We start from the raw sequence: 17160 nt of genomic DNA, 5'->3' as shown, positions 1-17160 counted from the left end.
GGGACGGCCGGGCCGGGAGGCCCGGGTCGGACGGTCAGCCGGTGAGGCCCAGGGCGGCCAGCCGGGTCGGGTCGGTGAGGACGTCCAGGGCGGTGATGCGGCCGTCGTGGATCGTGAAGGACATGACCGAGAGCGGGCGGCCGTCGGCGAAGGAGACCACGCCGGGCGAGCCGTTGACCAGGACCGGCCGACCGTCGGCGGCGAAGCGGGCGAAGGCGATCGCCTGGCCGGCCACCTCGGCCGCGCCGCGGCGCAGCGCGCTCGGCACGAGCGCCCCGCCGTCGGAGCGGGCCACCACCTCGGGGTCGAGGACGGCGAGCAGCGCCTCGAAGTCGCCGCCGCGCGCGGCGCGCAGGAAGGCGTCCACCACCTCGCGCTTGCGGGCGACGTCGGAGTCGGCGGCCGGGGTCGCGCCCTGGACCCGGCGGCGGGCGCGGCTGGCCAGCTGCCGGGTGGCGGCGGAGGTGCGTCCGAGGATCGGCGCGATCTCGTCGAAGGGCACCTCGAACAGGTCGTGCAGGACGAAGGCCAGTCGCTCGACCGGGCCGAGGGTGTCCAGGACGACCATCAGCGCGATCCCGACCGAGTCCGCGACCAGGACCTCGTGCACCGGGTCCAGCGTCGACAGCCCGCTGACCACCGGGTCCGGCAGCCGGACCTGCCCCTCCTGCTCGGGCAGCGGGTCCTCCCGGCGCGAGGTGCGGGAGCGCAGCTGGTCCAGGCAGACCCGGCCGACGACCGTGGTGAGCCAGGCCCCGAGGTTCCGCACCCCGCTCACCTCGGTGCGGCTCAGCTTCAGCCAGGCCTCCTGCACCGCGTCCTCCGCCTCGGCGAGTGAACCCAGCATCCGGTAGGCCACCGCCCGCAGTTGGGCCCGTTCCGCCTCGAAGCGCTCGGCCAGAAGACTTTCCTCGCTCACCTGTCACATCCTCGCGTCGGGATCCGTCGGTTCAGTGACGGACGCTAGCCGACGAAGCGGCGCGGACCGTGACCACCGCCCGGCGGCCGGACCGCCGCCCGCGGGATAATCCGGGGGACGGACCCGCGACCGCCCCCGTACAGAACGGCCCCCATGAGCAGCTCCTGGACCTCCTTCGGCGGCGACCTGCACCTGGACCTCACCGAGCGGCGCGCCGCCGGTGCCGGGCTGCGGGCCGCCCTGGAGGACGCGCTGCGCGAGGCCGTCCAGGACGGGCGGCTCGCGCCCGGCACCCGACTGCCGTCCTCGCGGGCCCTCGGCGAGGACCTCGGGATCGCCCGCAACACCGTGGTCGAGGCGTACGGGCAGCTCACCGCGGAGGGCTGGCTCACCTCCCGGCAGGGCTCCGGCACCACCGTCGCCCAGCGGACCACGCCCGGCCCGGGGCGGCGGACCGCCCGTCCGGCGGCGGAGCACCGGACCGTCCGGCACGACCTGATGGCCGGCCGGCCCGACCTCTCGCTCTTCCCCCGAACCGCCTGGCTCGCCGCCGCCCGGCGCGCCCTCGCCACCGCGCCGCACGAGGCCCTCGGCTACGGCGACCCGCTCGGCCGGATCGAGCTGCGGCAGGCGCTCACCGACTACCTGGCGCGGGTCCGCGGCGTCCGCACCGACCCCGACCACCTGCTGATCTGCACCGGCGTCGCCCAGGGCCTGGGCCTGCTCTGCGCCGCCCTGCGGGAGCGCGGCGCCCACGCCCTCGCGGTCGAGGAGTACGGGCTGCCGCCGCAGCACGACGTCGCCCGGGCGGCCGGGCTGGCCACCGTCCCGCTGCCGCTGGACGGGGCGGGCGCCCGGGTCGAGCGGCTCGACGCCCGCTGCGGCGCCGTGCTGCTCACCCCCGCCCACCAGTTCCCCACCGGCGCGCCACTGGCCGCCGACCGCCGGGCCGCCGCCGTGCGCTGGGCGCGCGAGCAGGACCGGTACGTCGTCGAGGACGACTACGACGGCGAGTTCCGCTACGACCGGCAGCCGGTCGGCGCGATGCAGGCGCTCGACCCGGAGCGGGTGGTGTACGCGGGGACGGCCGCCAAGAGCCTCGCGCCGGGCCTGCGGCTGGCCTGGCTGGCACTGCCGGACGCGCTGGTCGAGCCGGTGGCCCGGCTGAAGTCGCTGGCCGACACGATGTCCCCGGTGTTCGACCAGCTGACCCTCGCCGAGCTGATCACGTCCGGGACGTACGACCGGCACGTCCGCCGCTGCCGCCTGCACTACCGGCGCCGGCGCGACCGGCTGGTCGCCGCCCTCGCCGAGCACGCCCCGCACGTCCGGGTCACCGGTATCGCCGCCGGGCTGCACGCCGTGCTCCAACTGCCGCCCGGTTCCACGCCGGAGGCCGAGCTGCTGGCCCGTGCCGGGGCCGCCGGACTGGCCGTCAACGGCCTGTCCTGGCACCTCGCGGACCGGTCCGCGCCCGCTCCGGACGCCGCCCCGGCCCTGGTGATCGGCTACGCCACCCCGCCCGAGCACGCCTTCCAGGCCGCGCTGGACGCCCTGTGCGAGCTGCTGCGCGAGAGGTGAACGCCGGACGGTGAACGGCTACTTGTTGCGGTTGCCCAGCTCGAACAGCAGCATGATGAAGCCGGCGAAGGCGTGGATGCCGGCGGTGTAGATGACCAGGCGGATGCCGACGCGGCGGTTGGCCCACTTGCCGGCGTCGATGGTCTTCGCGGCGGGCTTCGCGACGGGGGCCGGGGCGGCGGCCTCAGCGGCCGCGGTGGCGGCCTGGACGGGGGTGGTGGGATCGGCCATGAGGGATCTCCTCCAAGGGTTCTGACGAAGGGTCAGTGGTTCGCGGCGGGGCCGCCGAGGCAGAGTTCACCGCCGGGGCTCTGCAGCAGGGTGTGGACGAAGAGCAGTTCGACGCCGTCCGGCGCGTCCGCGGCGATGCAGTGCGGGGTGAGCGAGTCGAAGTGGGCGGAGTCTCCGACGTCGAGGTGGTGGACCCGGTCGCCGAGGGTCAGCCTGAGCCGGCCCTGCAGGACGTACAGCCACTCCTCGCCGGGGTGGACCCGGACCACCGCGTCCTGCACGCCCGGGGGCACGTGGACGCGCAGCGCCTGCATGGCGCGGCCGGGGGCGCCGGCGCGGCGGTAGCCCCAGCCGCCGGCGCGGCCGGGCTCGATGGCGCCGCCGCGGACGACCGGGTCGGGTTCGGCCATGGTCTCGCCGAGCAGGCCGGAGACGGAGGTGCCGTAGGCGCGGGCGAGGCCGAGCAGGACGGGCAGGGAGGGCTGGCGGCGGCCGGTCTCCAGCCGGGACAGATAGGCTGGGGAGAGTCCGACCCGCGCGGAGGCGACTTCGAGGGTCAGGCGACTGCTGAGCCGGTGTTCCCGGAGGCGGGCGGCGAGGCCGGCCACCTCCTGGTCGTCGAGCCGGTCTCCCGGGGCGGCGTCCCCGGTCGGGCTGGTGGTCATGTGACCAGTGGACACCCGCCGTGCCGCTCGGGCAAGAAATTTGCCTCAGAGGCAAGAGAACCGTGCAGGCCTCACGGGCGCGGGATGTTGCGCAGGTTGCTGCGGGCCAGGTCGACCATCCGCCCGACCCCTCCGGAGAGCACCGTCCGCCCGGCCGCCAGCGCGAAGCCCTTCAGCTGGGCGGCCGTGATGCGCGGCGGGATGGACAGCGCGTTGGGGTCGGTGACCACGTCCACCAGGGCGGGCCCGGGCTGTGCCAACGCCTCCGCCAGCACCTCCCGGACCCTCGCCGGCTCGGTGACCCGCTTGGCCGGGATGCCCATCGCCCGCGCGATCCCCGCGTAGTCGACGTCCCCGTTGTCGATCTCGAACTCCGGGTAGCCGGAGACCAGCATCTCCAGCTTGATCATGCCGAGCGCCCCGTTGTTGAAGACGACGGTCTTCACCGGCAGCCGGTGCTTGGCCACCGTCAGCAGTTCGCCGAGCAGCATGCCGATCCCGCCGTCGCCGGCCATCGCGATCACCTGCCGCCCGGGGCAGGCCAGTTGGGCGCCGATGGCGTGCGGCAGGGCGTTGGCCATCGAGCCGTGCAGGAAGGAGCCGATCACCCGGCGGCGGCCGTTGGGCTGGAGGTAGCGGGCGGCCCAGACGTTGTTCATGCCGGTGTCCACGGTGAACACCGCGTCGTCGGCGGCCACCTCGTCGAGCACCGAGGCGACGTACTCGGGGTGGATCGGCAGGTGCTTCTCGATGTCCCGGGTGTAGGCGCCGACCACGCCCTCCAGCGCCCGGCAGTGCTTGCGCAGCATCTCGTCGAGGAAGGAGCGGTCCTGCCGGGCGTCCAGCAGCGGCAGGACGGCCCGCAGGGTGGCGGCGACGTCGCCGTGGACGGCCAGCTCCAGCGCGGTGCGGCGGCCGAGCCGGGTGGCGTCGTGGTCGACCTGGACGGTGTGCACCTGCGGCAGGAAGGAGTCGTACGGGAAGTCGGTGCCGAGCAGCAGCACCAGGTCGGCGGAGTGCAGGGCCTCGTGGCAGGAGCCGTAGCCGAGCAGGCCGCTCATGCCGACGTCGTACGGGTTGTCGTACTGGATCCACTCCTTGCCGCGCAGCGAGTGCCCGACCGGCGCGTTCAGCGCCTGCGCGGCCGCCATCACCTCGCTGTGCGCCCCGCGCACCCCCGCGCCGCAGAACAGTGCCACCTTGCGGGCCGCGTTGAGCAGCCGGGCCAGCTCCTGCACCTGGGACCAGGGCGGCGCGGCGACGGCCTGCTCGGTGAGGAAGTGGCTCGTCCCGGTCGGCCCGGCGGCGGGGAGCGCGGCGACGTCCCCGGGGAAGGCGAACACCGAGACGCCGTGCGAGCCGAGCGCGTGCTGGATGGCGATCCGCAGCAGCCGGGGCAGCTGGGCGGGGGTGGAGAGCATCTCGCACCAGGTGCTGCAGTCGGTGAACACCCGCTCCGGGTGGGTCTCCTGGAAGAAGCCGGTGCCGATCTGCCCGGACGGGATGTGCGAGGCGAGCGCCAGCACCGGCAGGCCACTGCGCTGGGCGTCGTACAGGCCCTGGATGAGGTGGGTGTTGCCGGGCCCGCAGGACCCGGCGCAGACCGCGAGCCGACCGCTGAGTTCGGCCTCGGCGGCGGCCGCGAAGGCACCGGCCTCCTCGTTGCGCACGTGCACCCAGCTGATGCCCTCGGCCCGCCGGATCGCGTCCACGACCGGGTTGAGGCTGTCGCCGACCACCCCGTAGACCCGCTCGACCCCGGCCTGCCGGAGCACCTCCACCATCTGTTCGGCCACGCTCGCCACGGGTGCTCTCCATTCGCCGGCCGATCGCCGCTCGCCGCCGGGCGCTCAGGACCGAGGCCGCCGGCTGCCGCAGGACACCTGCACCCTCCGGCGCCCCGGCCCGCTCCGCACCCGGAGCGGGCCCGAACAGGTGAACCGGCTACTCCGCCGCCAGGTGGTCCGCCCCCTGCCCGACCTTGCCGCTGACCAGGCCCGCCTGCGCCTGCCGCCGCGCGGGCTCGCGGCCGGGCGGCTGGCCGCACCGCTCCTGCGCCGGCGGCACCGTGGTCGGCAGGGTGACCGGCGCCCCGGCCTTCACCTGCACCGCCTCGCCGTCGTGCCGCAGGTGGAGCACCTCGCCGCGGCGCAGCGTGTACGTCGTCCCGTCGTGGGTGATCTGGACGCCGAGCAGCTGCCCGTGGACCATCAGCGAGAAGCCGAGCTTCATCAGCCCGGCCGGCAGCCGGGGCCGGAAGGACAGCGTCTCGCCGTGGTCGCGCAGCCCGCCGAAGCCGGCCACCAGGGCGATGCAGGCACCGGCGAGCGAGGCCATGTGCAGCCCGTCGCGGGTGTTGCCGCCCAGGTCCTGCAGGTCCATCAGCGCCGCCTCGGCCGTGTAGTCGTACGCGAGGTCGAGCTGGCCGACCTCGGCGGCGATCACCGCCTGGGTGCACGCGGAGAGCGAGGAGTCGCGGACGGTGAGGCGCTCGTAGTAGGTGAAGTTGCGGGCCTTCTGCTCGTCGGTGAAGGCGTCGCCGCGGACCTGCATGGCGAGCACCAGGTCCGCCTGCTTCACCACCTGCTTGCGGTACAGGTCGAAGTACGGGTAGTGCAGCAGCAGCGGGTACTTCTCGGGCGGGGTGCGCTCGAAGTCCCAGACCTGGTGGTGGGTGAAGCCGTCGGCCTGCGGGTGGACGCCGAGGTCCTCGTCGTAGGGGACGTACATCGCGGCGGCGGCGTCCCGCCAGGCGGCGGTCTCCTCGGTGTCGACGCCGAGTTCGCCGGCCTCGTGCGGGTGGCGGGCGGCGGCCTCGGCGGCGGCCCGCAGGTTCGCCTGCGCCATCAGGTTGGTGTACACGTTGTTGTCGGCGACGGCGCTGTACTCGTCCGGGCCGGTGACGCCCTCGATGCGGAACTTCCCGGCGACGTCGTGGTGGCCGAGCGAACGCCACATCCGGGCGGTCTCCACGAGCAGTTCGAGCCCGTACGCGCGCTCGAACTCGGCGTCCCCGGTGGCCCTGACGTAGCGGACGACGGCGGCGGCGATGTCGGCGCCGATGTGGAAGGCGGCGGTGCCGGCCGGCCAGTACCCGGAGCACTCCTCGCCGCGGATGGTCCGCCAGGGGAACACCGCACCGGCCAGGCCGAGTTGGGAGGCCCGCTCACGGGCCAGCGGGAGCGTGGTGTGCCGCCAGCGCAGGGCCTGGTTGACGGCGCCGGGCAGGCAGTAGGTGAGCACCGGCAGGACGAAGGTCTCGGTGTCCCAGAAGCTGTGCCCGTCATAGCCCGGACCGGTCAACCCCTTGGCGGGGATGGCCCGTTCCTCACTGCGGGCGCCGGCCTGCAGGACGTGGAAGACGGCGAACCGGACGGCCTGCTGGAGCTCGACGTCGCCTTCGATCTCGATGTCGCTGGTCTCCCAGAACTCCTTGAGGTAGTCGGCCTGTTCGGCGACGAGGCCGTCCCAGCCGGTGTACCGGGCGGCGGTCAGCGCGGCCTCCACCTGGTCCCGGACGGCGGGCAGCGAGCGGGTCGCGGACCAGCCGTAGGCCATCAACTTGACCAGCCGCAGCCGCTGTCCGGGCCGGAGCACGGTGGTGACGCTGATCCGGCAGTGGTCGACCTCGGCCTCGGCGACGGTGTCGAGCTCCTCCGGGCCCTCGATGACGTGGTCCATCCCGGCGGCGACCCGGATGCCGCTGTAGCGGGTGCGGTGCACCAGGACGGCCTTGCTGCCGCTCGCGTGGTGCACCTCGGGCAGCAGCGGCGCCTCCAGGACGGCCGAGGCCCGCGGGTCGCCCTCGGGGCCGCCGGGCAGCTGCTCGTTGGCGACCAGCTCGGACTGGAGCACGATCCGCACCGGCCCGTCCACCGCCTCGACGCTGTACTCGACGGCGGCGATCGCGCGCTGGGTGAGCGAGACCAGCCGGGTGGAGCGCACCCGGATGGTCCGGCCGGCCGGGGAGGTCCACTCGGCCTCCCGGTGCAGCAGCCCGTCCCGGAAGTCCAACCAGCGCTTGTGGCGGACGAGTTCGCCGTAGCGCAGGTCGAAGGGCTCGTCGTCGACCAGCAGCCGGATGATCTTGCCGTTGGTCACGTTGATGACGCTCTGGCTGGACTCCGGGTAGCCGTAGCCGCCCTCGCCGTACGGCAACGGGCGGAGCTCGAAGACGCCGTTCAGGTAGGTGCCGGGCAGGCCGTGCGGCTCGCCCTCGTCCAGGTTGGCGCGCAGCCCGATGTGGCCGTTGGAGAGCGCGAGCACCGACTCGGCGCGGGCCATCGAGGTGAAGTCCAGGCCGTGCTCGGCGATCTGCCAGGGGTCGACGGTGAAGTTGTCCACGCCGGTCATCGGACGTCGTCCTCCTGCAGCAGTTCGGCGAGGTCGTCGACGACCACGGTGGCGCCGTCCCGGCGCAGTTCGGCGGCCTGGCCGGTGCGGTTCACCCCGACGACGGCCCCGAAGCCGCCGGCCCGGCCGGACGCCACCCCGGCGAGCGCGTCCTCGAACACGGCGGCGTGCGCGGGCTCCACGCCGAGGGTGCGGGCGGCGTACAGGTAGGTGTCGGGGGCGGGTTTGCCCGGCAGGCCCTCGCGCCGCGCGACGACGCCGTCCACGATCACGTCGAACAGCTCCGCGATGCCCGCCGCCCGCAGCACGTCCCGGCAGTTGGCGCTGGAGGACACCACGGCGCTGGGCAGCCCGAGCGCGCGCAGCCGGTGCACGTACGCCACCGAGCCGTCGTACGGCTGGACGCCCTGCTCGCGGATCATCCGCAGCACGGTGTCGTTCTTGGCACGGCTGATCCCGTGCACGGTACGGGCGTTGGGCGGATCGGCCTCGGTGCCCTCGGGCAGGTCGACGCCCCGGCTGTGCAGGAACGCCCGGGTGCCGTCGAGCCTCGGGCGGCCGTCCACGTAGGCGTCGTATTCGGCGAGGGCGTCGAAGGGGACGAACTGCCCGCCGGTGCGGGCGGCTTCGGCGCGCAGGAAGGTGTCGAAGGTGTCCTTCCAGGCCGCGGCGTGCACCTTGGCGGTCTGGGTGAGGACCCCGTCGAGGTCGAAGAGGAAAGCGCGGATGTCGTCCGGTAGCCCCAGCATGGGTGCAGTCTTACCCGCGAACGCGGGGAAGCCGCCCATTTCCCGGCGGCGCGTCGCGGGAAGGGCGACTTCCGGTCACCCTCGGGGTGCCCCTGGCGCTACGGCCGGGTGTCAGGGCGAGTCGGGCATCTGCGCCTCGGCGGCCTCCGCCACCGCGAACACGGCGCCCTGCGGGTCCTGGACGACCGCCATCCGGCCGGACTGCATGTCGAACGGCGGCTGGATCACCGAGCCGCCCGCCTTGACCAGGGCGTCCACGGTGGAGTCGGTGTCGTCCACCGAGAAGTACGGCATCCAGTGCGAGGGCGTGCCCGCCGACAGGTACCCGGGGATCGGCTGCATGCCGCCCACCGTGCGGTCGCCGACGTTGAGCGAGAAGTAGCCGTCCATGCCCTGGATGGTCGCCGGGCGCAGCCCCAGCGCCGGCCGGTAGAAGCGGCCGGCGGCGTCGGTGTCGGCGGTGTTGAGCTCGTTCCAGACCAGCGCGCCGGGCTCGTTCACCACGCCCGCGCCGATGAAGTCCATGGCCTGCCAGACGCCGAACACCGCGCCGGTCGGGTCGGCGGCGACCAGCATCCGGCCGATCACGCCGACGTCCATCGCCGGGTAGAGGATCGTGCCGCCCTGCTCGGCGATGGCGGCGCCGGTCGCCTCGGCGTCGTCCGAGGCGAGGTAGGTGGTCCAGCTGACGGGCGGCAGCGGCTGGCCCTCGGGCGCGGACCGCGCCATGATCCCGGCGACCGGCCTGCCGTTGAGCATGCACACGGCGTAGCCGCCGAACTCGGCCGGCCCGACCTCGCCCTGCCAGCCGAACAGGTCGCGGTAGAAGTCGAGCGCGGCCTGCTGGTCGCTCGCCATCAGATCGATCCAGCACGGGGTGCCGGGCTTGTACGGAGCGGTCACTACGGGCATTGCTGGGCCTCCCGAAGGCAGTGGTCGCCGGCGTGGCCGCCGGGGCGGGCGGATCCGGGGCCGCCCGGTGCCGGGCGTCCGGTGCCCGCCGTCGGCGCGAACGGCGGTACACCGCCACCATCGGCCCGCCGCCGCGATCCCGCCACCGGACGGCGCCCTGGCGGGCGACGGTCACGTCCGCTCACGCCTCGTCGTGCCGCCGGGCCGTGACGAAGTACGGCTGCGCCTTGCCGCTCTGCACGTAGTCCTTGAGCCGCACCAGCAGTTCGGCCCAGGTGCCGGCGACCATCGGGACGCCCTCCTCGCTGCCCGGCTGCCAGCCGCCGTGCCGGAACAGCAGCCGGGTGCGCCCGGGCTCGTCGGGCTGGTCGGCGAGGTCCCAGCTGATCCAGGTGCCGGCCCAGTGCGGCGGGAAGGCCCCGGCGTTGGTCCACACCACCCGGTCCTGGTCGGCCCGCTCGCGGCGCAGCCGGAACGGCTCCGGGACGTCGGGGAAGTCGAACAGCAGGACGTCGCCCTCCCGGTCCACGGCGGTGGTCCACCAGCTGGTCAGCCCGTCGTGCGTGTTGAGCGCGGCGAGGACGACGTCCCGGGGTGCGGCGACGTCGATCTGCAGGGCGATCTCGGGCATGGGGTCCGCCTTTCGGTGCGCGCCCCCTCGTCCCCGTGTCGGGCCCCTCCGCGGGTTCTCCCGGCCACCATGGCACGACCCCCGGGCCCCCGCGCCCTGGAGGGCGCCGGCCCGGGGGTCGTCCCCGTGTCACGGTGCGGTCAGCCGCCGCTGCCGTAGGTGGTGTTCGCGCAGATGTCGTCGTCCGCCGAGCGGGCGTCGTTGGTGACGGTGGTGGGCAGCGGTGCCGGGGGCGTCGGGGCGCCCGTGGCCGTACCGCTCGCCGCCGCGCCGGTCGTGCCGCCCGCGCCGGGGGCCGTGCCGCCGTTGGCCGCGGCGAAGTCCTTGCCGACGATCAGGGTCACGCCCGGCGAGTTGCCGGCCTCGACGCTGGCGCCCGGGAACAGCGCGGCGACCTTCTCGGCGTTCGCCTTCTGCCCGGCCCCGTACTCGACCATGGTGGTCCTGTACTTGGTGCTCGCCGCCTGGCCCGCCGTGGTGGCGGCGAACTTGGCGGCCTTCAGCTGCTCGGTCGCCTTGCCGGCCAGGCCGTTGTTGATCGTCCCGTTGTAGACCGCCACCTTGATCGACGCGTTACTGGTGTCCGCGGCCGGTGCGGCGGGCGTGCTGGGCGCGGCCTGCTGCGGCGCGGTCTGGGCGTCCGGGCTGGCGGGGGCGTCCGGCTGCTGGCCGGTGGCGTTCTGCCCGTCGATCGTCCGGTCCGCCTTGAGGGTCTCCCAGAGCTTGTTGGAGTCCGGCTGGATCAGGTCGATGTTGGCGTCCTGGGTGCGGTAACGCCAGGGTGCCGTCACGAACTTGAGGTCGTGCATGTCGATGTTCTTCAGCGACAGGCCGAACGAGAGCAGCTTGTCCGCGGAGGCCAGCCCCGGGTCCACGGTCAGCGACTTGGTGGCGGCGTCGGCCAGCGGCAGCAGGTTGGTGGGGCTCAGCCCGTCCTTCTTGACCTTGGTGGCGAGCGAGCTGAGGAAGGCCTGCTGGCGCTTCATCCGGCCGATGTCGGAGCCGTCGCCGATGCCGTGCCGCAGGCGCACGTAGTCGAGCGCCTTCTGGCCCTCCACGGTCTGCTTGCCCTGCGGCAGGACGAGGTCGCCCTTCTTCTTCAGGTTGGGGTTGATGTCCCCCTCGTAGATCGCCTTCGGGAGGCAGACGTCGACGCCGTTCACGGCCTTGGTCATCGAGGCGAAGCCGTTGAAGTCGACCACGATGGTGTGGTCGACCCGGATCCCGGTGAGCTTCTCGATCGTGTTCTGGGTGCAGGCCGGGTTGCCGTCGTCGCTGCCGCCGGTCGAGAACGCGGCGTTGAACAGGTCGGTGCCGCCCTTGGTCCACTTGCCGTTGGGGAGCTTGCAGGACGGTATCTGGACCATCGCGTTGCGCGGGATCGAGATGCCCACCGCGTGCTTGTGGTCGGCGTAGACGTGCAGCAGGATCGTGGTGTCCGAGCGGGCGCCGCCGTCCTCGCCGCCGCCGAGGTCGGCGTTGTTCTTGCCGCGGCTGTCCGAGCCGATCAGCAGCACGTTGACCGGCTTGTTGCCGTCCGCGTCCGCCTGCGCCTCCGGCGGGCGGTCGGTGGCTATCGCGTCGCCGTCGAAGGACTTGATGTTGGCGTTCAGCTTGAAGTAGATCGCCCCGCCGGCGCCCGCGATCAGCACCAGCACACCGGCCGCCGACCACGCCACGATCTTCTTCACGTTCCGCTTCGGCTTGCGGCTGTTGCGCGCCGCCGCCCGGCCGCCGCCGGCCGCCGCCTCCGACCGGCCGCCGTCCTTGCCGTCCTTGCCGCCGTCCCGGCCGCCGTCCTTGCCACCCCGGCCGCCGCCCTTGCCCTGAGCGGCACGCCGGGCCTCCGCCCGGCCGCCAGTGCGCGGCGGCGGCACGGCTCCGCCGCCCTCCGTCGTGAGCGCGCCGGGCTCGTTCTCACCCCGAGCCGGGCCCTCGCCCCACTGACCTGACATGCGCGTACCTTTCACCGACGGAAGCGACGCCCCGGACGATCTGGCGCACCGCACACAGGGAGACGGCCGAAACCGGTCCCAGGTTGCACATACGAACGTTGATACAAACCGACCAACGTGGCTTCCGATCATATTTAGGCCCGACGTGATCACCGACCTCCGGTACACCACCAGCCACGGCCGCCATCTCCCAATCCCCCTACAGAACACCCGAAACCGGCCGATTCCAACGTGACCTACGCCACGTCCGCCACGCACCGGCAACCCCACGAGACACCACACGTCACACAAGCACCACCGTCCGACCGGCCCGGGGGTTTTCCTCCCCCCGCCCCTGGGGCTGCCCCCGTTTCTCAAGGCCCGTTCGCTAGACCACACTCATCACCATGACCACCGACACCGCGGGGACGCCGACCGCGCAAACCCGGCCGCCGCAGCCCGCCGGACCACCGGACACCGCCCAGTCCGGCACCGGCGGCAGCGACTTCGCCCAGCTGAGCCGCCGGATCACGGCCGAGGGCCTGCTCGACCGGCGCCCGGTCTACTACACCGTCCGCGCGGGCCTCGTCCTCGCCGCGTTCCTCGGCGGCTGGTGGGCCATGTTCGCCCTCGGCGACACCTGGCTCCAACTCGCGCTGGCCGCCGCCATGTCCATCGTCTTCGCCCAACTGGGACTACTGGCTCACGACCTGGCCCACCGTCAGGTGTTCACCGGCCGCCGGGCCGGCGAGCTCGGCGGCCGCATCGTCGCCAACCTCCTGATGGGCATGAGCTACGGCTGGTGGATGAACAAGCACACCCGCCACCACGCCAACCCCAACCACGAGGAGCGGGACCCGGACGTCTCCCCCGACCTCGTCGTCTGGTCCCAGCGCCAGGCCCGGCAGGCCAGCGGCCTCGCCCGCTTCATCGGCCGCCGTCAGGCCTTCCTCTTCTTCCCGCTGCTCCTGCTCGAAGGCCTCAACCTCAGCTTCAACAGCTTCCGCGCGCTGCGCAGCCCGATCATGAAGCGCCCGTACCTGGAGGGCGTCCTGCTGGTCGTCCACTTCGCCGCCTACCTCGGGCTGGTCTTCGCCGCCCTCCCGGTCGGCAAGGCCTTCGCCTTCCTCGCCATCCACCAGGCCCTGCTCGGCGTCTACCTCGGCTGCGTCTTCGCCCCCAACCACAAGGGCATGCTGATGGTCACCCCCGGCATGCGGCTCGACTTCCTCCGCCGCCAGGTCCTCACCTCCCGCAACGTCCGCGGCGGCTTCTTCCTCGACGCCCTGATGGGCGGCCTCAACTACCAGGTCGAGCACCACCTCTTCCCCAGCATGCCCACCCCGGCCCTGCGCCGCGCCGCCCGGATGACCCGCACCTTCTGCGCCGAGAAGGAGATCCCCTACTACGAGACCGGCCTCTTCCGCTCCTACCGCGAGATCCTCGCTCACCTCCACCACACCGGCGCCCCCCTCCGCACCCCGTCCTGACCCACCCCTCCGGTCCCACGACGGGCGGCCCATCCGCCCGCACCCCGAAAACCCAGCGGCACCCCGGCAGCACGAACAGCCGGGGTGCCGCTGTCACTCTCGTTCACGACCCGTCCGGCGGAAACCGGGATCCTTCGGCCACCCGAAGGACCGGCGCCGACTCCGGTCGACTTCAGTCGAGTTCGTCCATTCCGGGGCCGCCGGGCCGCACTCGGCTCCGTGCCGTTGGAGGGGAGCCCGAGCCGCTCGGCGAGCGCGTCGGCAAGCTCCCGACGGCGTCCGATCAGCCCCGGGGACTCCCCCGGTCGTGCGACGGCCCGTACCGCGACGGCCGCTCGGGCCGCTCGCTCAGGGGCCGCTCGCTCAGGAGCCGCGATCGCGGCCAGGCGCGGGGGACGAAACCCACCGGCGCGGTCAGCTGCCCGCCGGACACGAAAAAGGCCAGGTCAGAGGAGGTCTGACCTGGCCTTCGGTGTGGTGGGCCACCAGGGGCTCGAACCCTGAACCTACGGATTAAAAGTCCGCAGCTCTGCCAATTGAGCTAGTGGCCCGCGGCCCCGGTCCCGGTCGGGGAGGGCCATCGTGATCCTACCCGGTGGGGCCCAGGGCTCCGCCAGTGGATTGCGCGGGCGCGCCGGGGGTGGGGAACGGGGTGTAGTGGGCGGCGCGGACGCGGCGGAGCCAGGATTCGACGGGGCGCGGGTCGGGGGCGGCCGGGAGGACGCCGGGGCGGGCGAGGCGGTCGGCGGCGTCGGCGAGCAGGGATTCGGCGACGGCGGGGCGGTCGGCGATGCGTTCGCCCAGGTCGCGGACGTGTTCGGGGTCGGGGAGGCGGACCAGGTTGCGGCCCGTCTCGTGCAGACGGACGGCCTGTTCGACCAGCCGGACCAGGTGCCGGGCGTGCTTGGCGGCCCGGCGGCGGGTGGCCGGGTCGGTGGTGTCGCGGGTCAGCAGTTTGCGGAACTGCTGCTCTGCGTAACCGAGATAGGCCTTCCGGACGGCCGGCGCGCTGAGGAAACTCGAGCGGATCTCGACCAGTTCACCACCGAGCGGGGTGCGGATCTCGTACAGGTCGTCCGGCAGCCAGACGAGTTCGGAGGCGGTCGGGTTGCAGGACAGCGCCAGGCGGCACCACTTGGCGGCCTCGTGCAGGGTGACGTCGGGCCCGGTGGTGACGTGCGACTCGGCCGGTCGGTGCAGGCCGTGCAACTCCTCGGTGGGGGCGGCGTACAGGCCGAGCCGGTCGATGTCGGAGCCGGCGTGGGCGAAGCCGTACGCGGTGGAGCCGACAACGCCGGCGAGCAGCACGGTGCCGGGCACGGTGCCGGGCGCGGCGGGTGCAGCAGCTGCGGCGGGTGCGGCGGGTGCGGCGGACATCATCGGACTCCTCTCGGCCGGGCGGGCGGTGGCGGCGCCGGTACCGCATCCTCGCCGGTCCGGGCCGCGCCGGGCGAACGATTTCCGCTCCGGACGCTGCCCGGCCGGAGCGCCGGGTAGCGTACCGGCCATGTCGACCACCAACTCCGACGAGGTCCTCCTCGTCACCGGCGCCGGCCGCGGCATCGGCGCCGCCACCGCCCTGCTGGCCGCCCGCCGCGGCTACCGGGTCTGCGTCAACTACCGTGCGGACGAGGCCTCGGCCACCGCCGTGGCGGACGCGATCCGGGCCGAGGGCGGCACCGCGCTCGCCGTCCGGGCCGATGTCACCCGCACCGCCGAGGTGGAGCGGCTGTTCACCACCGTGGACGCCGAACTCGGGCTGCTCACCGGCCTGGTGAACAACGCCGGCACGCTGGAGAAGCAGTGCCGGCTGGAGGACATCGACGAGGACCGGCTGAACCGGATCTGGGCCGCCAACATCACCGGCCCGTTCCTGTGCGCGGCCCAGGCCGTCCGCCGGATGTCCACCCGGCACGGCGGCCGCGGCGGCGCCATCGTCAACGTCTCCTCGGCCGCCTCCCGGCTCGGCTCGCCCAACGAGTACGTCGACTACGCGGCCGCCAAGGGCGCCGTCGACTCGATGACCCGCGGCCTCGCCCTGGAGGTCGCCGCCGAGGGCATCCGGGTCAACGCCGTCCGCCCCGGCCTGATCCACACCGACATCCACGCCCTCGGCGGCGAGCCCGGCCGGGTCGACCGGGTCGCCCCCGGGCTGCCGATGCAGCGCGGCGGACGGCCGGAGGAGGTCGCCGAGGCGATCCTCTTCCTGCTCTCCCCGGCCGCCTCGTACACGACCAACGCGTTCCTGGACGTCTCCGGCGGACGCTGAGGCGGGTTCCGGGCGCCCGGAGCGGGTACCCCGGGCGCCCGGCGCTGATCCGGCGCCGATGCGAGCTGGCTCCGGATCGGCGTCCGGCGGACGCTGAAAGGCTCCCTCCGGTTTCCTTCCGCCGGCCCGCTCCCCGCCCGTACGGTGGGGCCATGACCGACGCCTTCATCGACATCCCCGGTGTGCGCAACTTCCGTGACGCGGGCGGGATCGGCGCCCTGCGGCGGGGCGTGCTCTACCGCTCCGGTTCCTTCCACACCCTCACCGAGGAGGGCGCCCGGCGCCTCAAGGACCTCGGCCTGCGCACCGTCCTCGACCTGCGCAGCCCGGTCGAGCTGGAGGCCTGGCCCGACCTGCGGCACGGCCTCGACCTGGAGTCCCTGAACCTGCCGACGCTACCCGCCAACCGCGAGGACGTCGACCAGCCCTGGCCCGAGGACCAGGCCGCCCTCTACCCCTTCATGGCCGAGCACGCCGGTCCCTCGCTCGCCGCCGTCGTCCGCCGTCTCGCCGCCCCCGGCGGGCTGCCCACCGTCGTGCACTGCGCCGTCGGCAAGGACCGCACCGGCCTGACCATCGCCGTCCTGCAGTCCCTGCTCGGCGCCTCGGAGACGGACGTCACCGCCGACTTCCTGCGCTCCAACGTCGGCCTCGGCCTCGACCAGGGCCCCACCCCGTACCTCGACGAGACCGGCACCGAGCGCATCTCCCGTCCCGTCGGCGCCGAACTGCTCGCCTCCGCCCTCGGCTGGATCCGCGCCCGGCACTCCTCCATCCCCGCCTACCTCCGGGCGCACGGCGTCACGGAGGAGGAACTGACCGCCCTGCACGCCAACCTGTCCGCCTGACCCGGCCCTGACCTGACCTGCCCGGACCTGTCCGGCCCCCTATCCCCGGCGCTCGAAGCGCCACCACTGGGTGGGGGAGTCGGTGTCCTCCCACTGGTGGACGGCGCGGTCGGGCGGTGCGGCGGCGGTGAGGGGCTTGCCGCTGATGAAGCTGGTGATGGTGTAGGTGCCGGGGTCGTCCACGTGGGCTTCGAGCAGCCACTCCTGGGCGCCGAAGGCGTTGGCGGACCACTGCTGGATGGGGACGCCGTTGTCGGGCGAGGCGCCCGCGACGTCGAGGCGCTTGCCGCTGGCGACGTTCTCCAGGTGGCAGAGGGCGCCGCCCGGGTGGACGGCGGTGAGCTGCCAGAGCTGGGCGTCGGAGCCGTCGTCCGCGCCCTGGCGGACGCGGGCGCCGCTGCGCCGGCTGCCGTCGGCGACTTCGAGCAGCAGGCAGCTGCCGACGTTGCGGATCAGGTAGCGGCCGTCGGTGATCGCGGTGTCAGTCACGGTCGAAGTCTGCCATCGGGGACCGACAGGCCTCGTGGCCGAAAACGGCGGCGGGGACGGCGGCACGGGGGTCGAGGGTGCGGGGGGCG

At 73.8% G+C, this 17160-nt stretch carries 15 protein-coding genes and 1 tRNA gene; 4 read left to right on the top strand and 12 right to left on the bottom strand.

Features of this window, described 5'->3' with window-relative positions:
• Positions 1-34: 34 nt before the first annotated feature.
• The gene (locus tag ACIOJE_RS23135) at positions 35-919 is read right to left on the bottom strand and encodes a sigma-70 family RNA polymerase sigma factor (RefSeq protein WP_280674071.1); all 885 of its coding nucleotides are present in this window, start codon (positions 917-919) and stop codon (positions 35-37) included.
• Positions 920-1072: 153 nt separating this feature from the next.
• Here ACIOJE_RS23135 and ACIOJE_RS23130 point away from each other — a divergent pair, with 153 nt between their 5' ends.
• The gene (locus ACIOJE_RS23130; protein WP_400778396.1) at positions 1073-2500 is read left to right on the top strand and encodes a PLP-dependent aminotransferase family protein; all 1428 of its coding nucleotides are present in this window, start codon (positions 1073-1075) and stop codon (positions 2498-2500) included.
• A gap of 18 nt (positions 2501-2518) precedes the next feature.
• Here ACIOJE_RS23130 and ACIOJE_RS23125 read toward each other — a convergent pair whose 3' ends face one another.
• From ACIOJE_RS23125 to ACIOJE_RS23090, 8 genes are all read right to left on the bottom strand, one after another.
• On the bottom strand, positions 2519-2731 hold the full coding sequence (locus tag ACIOJE_RS23125; protein WP_280674069.1) for a DUF6126 family protein: 213 nt from the start codon (positions 2729-2731) through the stop codon (positions 2519-2521).
• Between the two features lie 32 nt (positions 2732-2763).
• Complete coding sequence (locus tag ACIOJE_RS23120) at positions 2764-3396, bottom strand: XRE family transcriptional regulator (RefSeq protein ID WP_280674068.1); 633 nt, start codon at positions 3394-3396, stop codon at positions 2764-2766.
• 71 nt (positions 3397-3467) lie between these two features.
• Positions 3468-5180 carry a pyruvate dehydrogenase gene (locus tag ACIOJE_RS23115; protein ID WP_400778467.1) on the bottom strand — a complete coding sequence of 571 codons (1713 nt, stop codon included), beginning with the start codon at positions 5178-5180 and terminating at the stop codon, positions 3468-3470.
• Between the two features lie 160 nt (positions 5181-5340).
• Positions 5341-7749, bottom strand: coding sequence for a glycoside hydrolase family 65 protein (locus ACIOJE_RS23110; RefSeq protein ID WP_280674066.1), 2409 nt, complete (start codon positions 7747-7749; stop codon positions 5341-5343).
• A complete protein-coding gene (locus ACIOJE_RS23105; protein WP_400778391.1) occupies positions 7746-8498 on the bottom strand; it encodes an HAD family hydrolase in 753 nt (250 codons plus the stop codon). Before ACIOJE_RS23105 ends, ACIOJE_RS23110 begins: the two co-directional genes overlap by 4 nt.
• Before the next feature lie 111 nt (positions 8499-8609).
• Positions 8610-9410 carry a VOC family protein gene (locus ACIOJE_RS23100; RefSeq protein ID WP_280674064.1) on the bottom strand — a complete coding sequence of 267 codons (801 nt, stop codon included), beginning with the start codon at positions 9408-9410 and terminating at the stop codon, positions 8610-8612.
• 181 nt (positions 9411-9591) lie between these two features.
• Positions 9592-10041, bottom strand: a complete 450-nt coding sequence (locus ACIOJE_RS23095) for an SRPBCC domain-containing protein (RefSeq protein WP_400778388.1) — start codon at positions 10039-10041, stop codon at positions 9592-9594.
• 140 nt (positions 10042-10181) lie between these two features.
• On the bottom strand, positions 10182-11996 hold the full coding sequence (locus ACIOJE_RS23090; RefSeq protein ID WP_280674062.1) for an LCP family protein: 1815 nt from the start codon (positions 11994-11996) through the stop codon (positions 10182-10184).
• Positions 11997-12382: 386 nt separating this feature from the next.
• Here ACIOJE_RS23090 and ACIOJE_RS23085 point away from each other — a divergent pair, with 386 nt between their 5' ends.
• Positions 12383-13465 carry an acyl-CoA desaturase gene (locus ACIOJE_RS23085; protein ID WP_280674061.1) on the top strand — a complete coding sequence of 361 codons (1083 nt, stop codon included), beginning with the start codon at positions 12383-12385 and terminating at the stop codon, positions 13463-13465.
• Positions 13466-13940: 475 nt separating this feature from the next.
• On the opposite strand, the gene ACIOJE_RS23080 is transcribed toward ACIOJE_RS23085, so the two are convergent.
• Positions 13941-14016 (bottom strand) — tRNA-Lys (locus ACIOJE_RS23080).
• A 37-nt stretch (positions 14017-14053) separates the two neighbouring features.
• Positions 14054-14845 carry a DNA polymerase beta superfamily protein gene (locus ACIOJE_RS23075; protein WP_400778383.1) on the bottom strand — a complete coding sequence of 264 codons (792 nt, stop codon included), beginning with the start codon at positions 14843-14845 and terminating at the stop codon, positions 14054-14056.
• A gap of 127 nt (positions 14846-14972) precedes the next feature.
• Here ACIOJE_RS23075 and ACIOJE_RS23070 point away from each other — a divergent pair, with 127 nt between their 5' ends.
• The gene (locus ACIOJE_RS23070; protein ID WP_400778382.1) at positions 14973-15734 is read left to right on the top strand and encodes an SDR family oxidoreductase; all 762 of its coding nucleotides are present in this window, start codon (positions 14973-14975) and stop codon (positions 15732-15734) included.
• A gap of 152 nt (positions 15735-15886) precedes the next feature.
• Positions 15887-16582: a tyrosine-protein phosphatase gene (locus tag ACIOJE_RS23065; RefSeq protein ID WP_400778379.1), complete on the top strand. Its 696-nt coding sequence runs from the start codon at positions 15887-15889 to the stop codon at positions 16580-16582.
• Between the two features lie 39 nt (positions 16583-16621).
• On the opposite strand, the gene ACIOJE_RS23060 is transcribed toward ACIOJE_RS23065, so the two are convergent.
• Positions 16622-17137, bottom strand: a complete 516-nt coding sequence (locus ACIOJE_RS23060; RefSeq protein WP_400778377.1) for an RICIN domain-containing protein — start codon at positions 17135-17137, stop codon at positions 16622-16624.
• Between the last annotated feature and the right edge of the window lie 23 nt (positions 17138-17160).

It is taken from the genome of Kitasatospora sp. NPDC087861, from assembly GCF_044742585.1.
GTDB lineage: Bacteria > Actinomycetota > Actinomycetes > Streptomycetales > Streptomycetaceae > Kitasatospora.
The sequence above is the reverse complement of the archived record's forward strand: the minus strand, read 5'-3'. Positions and strand labels throughout refer to the sequence as shown.

Bases quoted from the DNA above. Each gene is read 5' to 3' on its own strand.
- ACIOJE_RS23130 (WP_400778396.1), top strand. From the start codon at position 1,073: ATGAGCAGCTCCTGGACCTCCTTCGGCGGCGACCTGCACCTGGACCTC.
- ACIOJE_RS23110 (WP_280674066.1), bottom strand. From the start codon at position 7,749: ATGACCGGCGTGGACAACTTCACCGTCGACCCCTGGCAGATCGCCGAG.
- ACIOJE_RS23105 (WP_400778391.1), bottom strand. From the start codon at position 8,498: ATGCTGGGGCTACCGGACGACATCCGCGCTTTCCTCTTCGACCTCGAC.
- ACIOJE_RS23075 (WP_400778383.1), bottom strand. From the start codon at position 14,845: ATGATGTCCGCCGCACCCGCCGCACCCGCCGCAGCTGCTGCACCCGCC.
- ACIOJE_RS23070 (WP_400778382.1), top strand. From the start codon at position 14,973: ATGTCGACCACCAACTCCGACGAGGTCCTCCTCGTCACCGGCGCCGGC.
- ACIOJE_RS23120 (WP_280674068.1), bottom strand. From the start codon at position 3,396: ATGACCACCAGCCCGACCGGGGACGCCGCCCCGGGAGACCGGCTCGAC.
- ACIOJE_RS23100 (WP_280674064.1), bottom strand. From the start codon at position 9,410: ATGCCCGTAGTGACCGCTCCGTACAAGCCCGGCACCCCGTGCTGGATC.
- ACIOJE_RS23125 (WP_280674069.1), bottom strand. From the start codon at position 2,731: ATGGCCGATCCCACCACCCCCGTCCAGGCCGCCACCGCGGCCGCTGAG.
- ACIOJE_RS23115 (WP_400778467.1), bottom strand. From the start codon at position 5,180: ATGGTGGAGGTGCTCCGGCAGGCCGGGGTCGAGCGGGTCTACGGGGTG.
- ACIOJE_RS23085 (WP_280674061.1), top strand. From the start codon at position 12,383: ATGACCACCGACACCGCGGGGACGCCGACCGCGCAAACCCGGCCGCCG.
- ACIOJE_RS23095 (WP_400778388.1), bottom strand. From the start codon at position 10,041: ATGCCCGAGATCGCCCTGCAGATCGACGTCGCCGCACCCCGGGACGTC.
- ACIOJE_RS23065 (WP_400778379.1), top strand. From the start codon at position 15,887: ATGACCGACGCCTTCATCGACATCCCCGGTGTGCGCAACTTCCGTGAC.
- ACIOJE_RS23090 (WP_280674062.1), bottom strand. From the start codon at position 11,996: ATGTCAGGTCAGTGGGGCGAGGGCCCGGCTCGGGGTGAGAACGAGCCC.